The 4,380-nt window shown below is 67.3% G+C and carries 3 protein-coding genes; 2 read left to right on the top strand and 1 reads right to left on the bottom strand.

The genetic code is table 11. From position 1 onward, the window contains the following. Window positions 1-81 precede the first annotated feature (81 nt). Together flhA and ACIPIA_RS10860 are read left to right on the top strand one after the other, a co-directional pair. A complete protein-coding gene (gene flhA, locus ACIPIA_RS10865; protein WP_400509365.1) occupies window positions 82-2,211 on the top strand; it encodes a flagellar biosynthesis protein FlhA in 2,130 nt (709 codons plus the stop codon). Between the two features lie 79 nt (window positions 2,212-2,290). Further along, a complete protein-coding gene (locus ACIPIA_RS10860; RefSeq protein WP_400509363.1) occupies window positions 2,291-3,202 on the top strand; it encodes a DMT family transporter in 912 nt (303 codons plus the stop codon). A gap of 9 nt (window positions 3,203-3,211) precedes the next feature. Here the strand turns inward: ACIPIA_RS10860 and ACIPIA_RS10855 are convergent, their stop codons facing one another. After that, a complete protein-coding gene (locus ACIPIA_RS10855) occupies window positions 3,212-4,249 on the bottom strand; it encodes a lysylphosphatidylglycerol synthase transmembrane domain-containing protein (RefSeq protein ID WP_400509361.1) in 1,038 nt (345 codons plus the stop codon). Window positions 4,250-4,380 lie beyond the last annotated feature (131 nt).

Below are 4,380 nucleotides of genomic sequence, written 5' to 3'. Positions count from 1 at the left end.
GACCCGGCAAGAATTGCCGGGTTGCGCTCCGCTTCGGAGCGCATGCTGCCATGGGCAGGCAAAGGGCGGGCGGAGCGGTCGATGACCGATGTGACGGCAGGTCAGGGAAGAGGGTTCAACATTCCCGATCGCGGCGCGTTGGGGAAGCTGCTCAATCGTCCCGACCTGTTTCTCGCCGTCGGCGTCATGGGCATCCTCGTGGTGCTCATCTTCCCGATGCCGGCACTGCTGCTCGACCTGATGCTGGCGCTTTCCATCATCCTGTCGGTGCTGGTGCTGATGACCGCGCTCTTCATCGAGGAGCCGCTCGAGTTCTCCGCGTTCCCGACGGTGCTGCTGATCGTCACCATGTTCCGGCTGGCGCTGAACCTGGCCTCGACGCGCCTGATCCTCGCGCATGGCCACGAGGGCACGGCGGCAGCGGGGCACGTCATCGAGGCCTTCGCCGGCTTCGTCATGAGCGGCAATTTCGTGATCGGCGTGATCGTCTTCACGATCCTGATCATCGTGAACTTCGTGGTGATCACCAAGGGTTCGGGCCGCATCGCCGAAGTCGCCGCGCGCTTCACCCTCGACGCGATGCCCGGCAAGCAGATGGCTATCGACGCCGATCTCTCCGCCGGCCTGATCGACCAGGAAACCGCCAAGGTCCGCCGCAAGGCGCTGGAGGACGAATCCTCCTTCTTCGGCTCCATGGACGGTGCTTCGAAATTCGTGCGCGGCGACGCGATCGCGGGCCTGCTGATCACCTTCATCAACGTGCTCGGCGGCATCATCATCGGCGTCGCGCAGCAGGGGCTGAGCTTCAGCCAGGCAGCCCATAACTACACGCTGCTCACCGTGGGCGACGGCCTCGTCAGCCAGGTCCCGGCGCTCATCGTCTCGACCGCGGCAGGCCTGCTCGTCTCGAAGGCCGGCGTGCGCGGCGCCGCCGACAAGGCCCTCGGCAAGCAGCTCTCCGGCTATCCCAAGGCGCTCGGCATGTCCGCCGCCGTGATGCTCTTGATCGCCCTGTTGCCCGGCATCCCGATGCTGCCCTTCCTGCTGCTGGCAGCGGGCGCGGCCTTCCTTGCCCGTCGCTTCGGCCAGGCGGCCAAGGCGCGCGAGGAGGAGCAGGCTCTGGCCGGCGCTGCTCAGCCCGGCGCGGTGGGGGGCGCCGACGGCACGCAGCGCGAGGAGACGCTGAACGATCTCCTCAAGATGGACGAGCTCAAGATCGAGATCGGCTACGGGCTGCTGCCGCTGGTCAACGCCGCCGGCGGACAGGATCGCTTGACCGATCAGGTGCGCGCGTTGCGCCGCCAGCTTGCGGCCGAACTCGGCTTCGTCATGCCGGCGGTGCGCATCGTCGACAACGTCCAGCTCGAGGCGAACCACTATTTCATCAAGATCAAGGAGATCGATGCCGGCCAGGGCATCGTCTATGCCGGCCAGTACATGGCGATGGACCCGATGGGCGGCTCGGTGAACCTGCCCGGCCACAATGTCCTGGAGCCGACCTTCGGCCTGCCCGCGACCTGGATCGACGGCGCCCTGCAGGACGAGGCGCAACTGCGCGGCTACACCGTTGTCGACGCCGCGACCGTGATCTCGACGCACCTGACCGAGGTGCTGAAGTCGAACATGCCGGAACTGCTCTCCCACAGCGAAGTGCAGAAGCTGCTGCGCGAGTTGCCGAAGGACCATGCCGATCTCGTCAAGGAGATCGTGCCGAGCCAGATCTCGACCACCGGCATCCAGCGCGTGCTTCAGCTCCTGCTCTCCGAGCGCATCTCGATCCGCGACCTGCCGACGATCATCGAAGGCATCGCCGAGGTCTCGGCCAGCGTCCGCAATCCGCGCGACATCGCGGAACATGTCCGTGCGCGCCTCGCCCGCCAGATCTGCGCGCAGTTCTCCAACATGCAGGGTGTCCTGCCGATCATCACGCTGTCGCCGGCCTGGGAAGGGGTCTTCGCCGAGTCGATCATCGGCCAGGGCGAGGACCGGCACCTTGCGATGCAGCCCTCGCGCCTGCAGGAGTTCGTGCATCACGTCCGCGACAAGTTCGAGGACGCGGCGCGCATCGGCGAGATGCCGGCGCTGGTTACCTCCGCGATGGCTCGCCCCTTCGCGCGCCAGATCATCGAGCGCTTCCGCCGCGAGACGCCGGTGCTGTCGCAGGCCGAGATCCATCCGCGCGTGCGGCTCAAGACGGTCGGAAGCGTCTGAGGCCTACCTCCGCTTTCCACGGGGGGCCGATGCCCGCGGCGCAATGGTCAGCGCCATGTGCTGCGGCTAAGCGGAGGCCATGTCGCGCAATGCTGCCCTCTTCGCCATCATGTGCCTCGTCTGGGGGCTGACCTGGCTTCCGGTCAAGGTCGGGGCATCGCATGTGCCGCCAGTCTTCCTGGCGGCGGTGCGCTTCAGCATCGCCGGCGTGCTGATGTTGCTCTGGGCCGGACGTGACGTGACGAAGGTGCCGCGTTCTGCCTGGCCGCGACTGCTCGCCACCGCGCTGCTGATCAATACCGGCAACTACACGCTGTTGTTCTGGGGCACGGCGCATGCGCCGACGGGCCTCGCGGCGATCGTCAATTTCGCGACGATCCCGATCTACACCTTGCTGGCGAGCCGGGCATTCGAGGGCGAGCGGATCGACGGGCGCAAGCTGGCGGCGATTGCGCTCGGGACGGTCGGCCTCGGCTTCCTGTTCGCGACACGGGCGATGGGCGGGCTCACGGCGGCGCAGGGCGACCCGCTCGAGGCGTGGGGGCTCGCCGCGGTAGCCGCCGGAACGCTGCTCTACTGCGTAGGCGCCGTGCTGGCGCGGCCGATTGCCGGCTCGATGCCGACGCTGACTCTCGCCGGCTGGCAGACGCTGATCGGCGGCTTCGGCCTCACGATCGTCTCGCTCGCGCTGGAGCCTGTCGGCTATGACGATCTGGCCAGGCTGATGCGGTGGCCGGTGCTGCCGGCGGTGGTGTTCCTCGTCATCGGTGGCTCGCTGATGGGCTTCACCATCTATATGCGGCTGCTGCGCGACTGGGGGGCGTTCCGGGCCGGTCTCTACGCCTTCATCAGTCCGGCGATCGCGGTGGCGGTGGGCGTGCTCGCGCTACACGAGCCGTTCGGCTGGTCGGAGGCGATCGGGGCCCTGCTGATGTTCGGTGCGGCAGCGATCGCGCTGAAGCGGCCGTCGGCCAAGCCCGCCGCGGCTTGACGAGCCGTTTCAGGGCGGCGGCGCGATGCGGGTGCTGCGCTTGAGCTGCGCGCGCTCGAAGGCCAGCACGATCGGCAGCGAGAATACCAGCGGCAGGATGAGATAGAACAGCCGCCAGATCAGCAGCGCGGCGAAGACCGCGGGAGCCGGCATGCCCGGCATGACCGCGAGGAAGACCGCCTCCATCACGCCGACGCCACCCGGTACCTGGCTGAGCAGGCCGGCGGAAAACGACAGCAGGAAGGCGCCGAGCACGATCAGGAAGCCCGGATTGCCCTGGTCCGGAAGCGCGAAATAGATGATGCCGGCGGCACCTGCGAGCTCGAGCGGAGCGGCAAGGTACTGCCTGAAGACGATGGGCAGCCGCGGATAGATGATCTCGAACTTGCCGATCTTCAGCGGCCTGAAGCGCAGCCAGGAGCCGATCGTATAGAGGGCGACGAAGGCGAGCATGCCGATGCCGATCAGCCGCGCCGTGCTGTCCCCGATCGCGAACCAGCGCGACATGCGCGTCAGCGGGCGCAATATCTCAGGCTCGTAGATCAGCACGAGTCCCATCAGCAGGATCGTGCCGAAGGCGAAGGTGAAGGAGCAGAGCGCGACGAGCACGGCGACCTCGGCGGCGGTCAGGCCCTTCGCCGTGTAGGCCCGGTAGCGCACCATCCCGCCCGAGAAGACCGACGCGCCGATATTGTGCGAGAGCGCGTAGGTCACGAAGGAGCAGAGCGAGATGTAGAGCCAGGAGATGCCCTTCTGCTTGCCGAGATGGATCAGGGCGATCCGGTCGTACCAGGCGAGGGCAGCATAGGCGACAAGCGTCGCGAGCGCCGCGTGGAAGAACGCTTCCGGCGGGATCACCGCGATCTTGTGGCCGATCCGGTGGGCGATGATCTTGATGCTCTGCCAGAGGCTGGCATCGGCGAGCAGGGCCTCGATCGCAGCGTCCGAGCCTGCTTCGGCCTTGAGCTTGCCCCAGAGCAGTTCGACCGACCAGACCACCGCGACGAGCCCGATGATCGGCCAGAGGTAGTCGAGATAACGTTTCATACAGGCCGCTGGGGTGGGAATTGGTGACGGGGCGGGCCGGCCCACGTCGTCACCGCTGCGGCGCGAACCTGTCTTCTCTGTGCCAGCGTGCGCAGGCGAGGGCAAGCGCCGCAAGGCGCTCACCCCGCTGT

Source organism: Allobosea sp. CER48 (assembly GCF_044752385.1).
Lineage (GTDB): Bacteria > Pseudomonadota > Alphaproteobacteria > Rhizobiales > Beijerinckiaceae > Allobosea.
The sequence above is the reverse complement of the archived record's forward strand: the minus strand, read 5'-3'. Positions and strand labels throughout refer to the sequence as shown.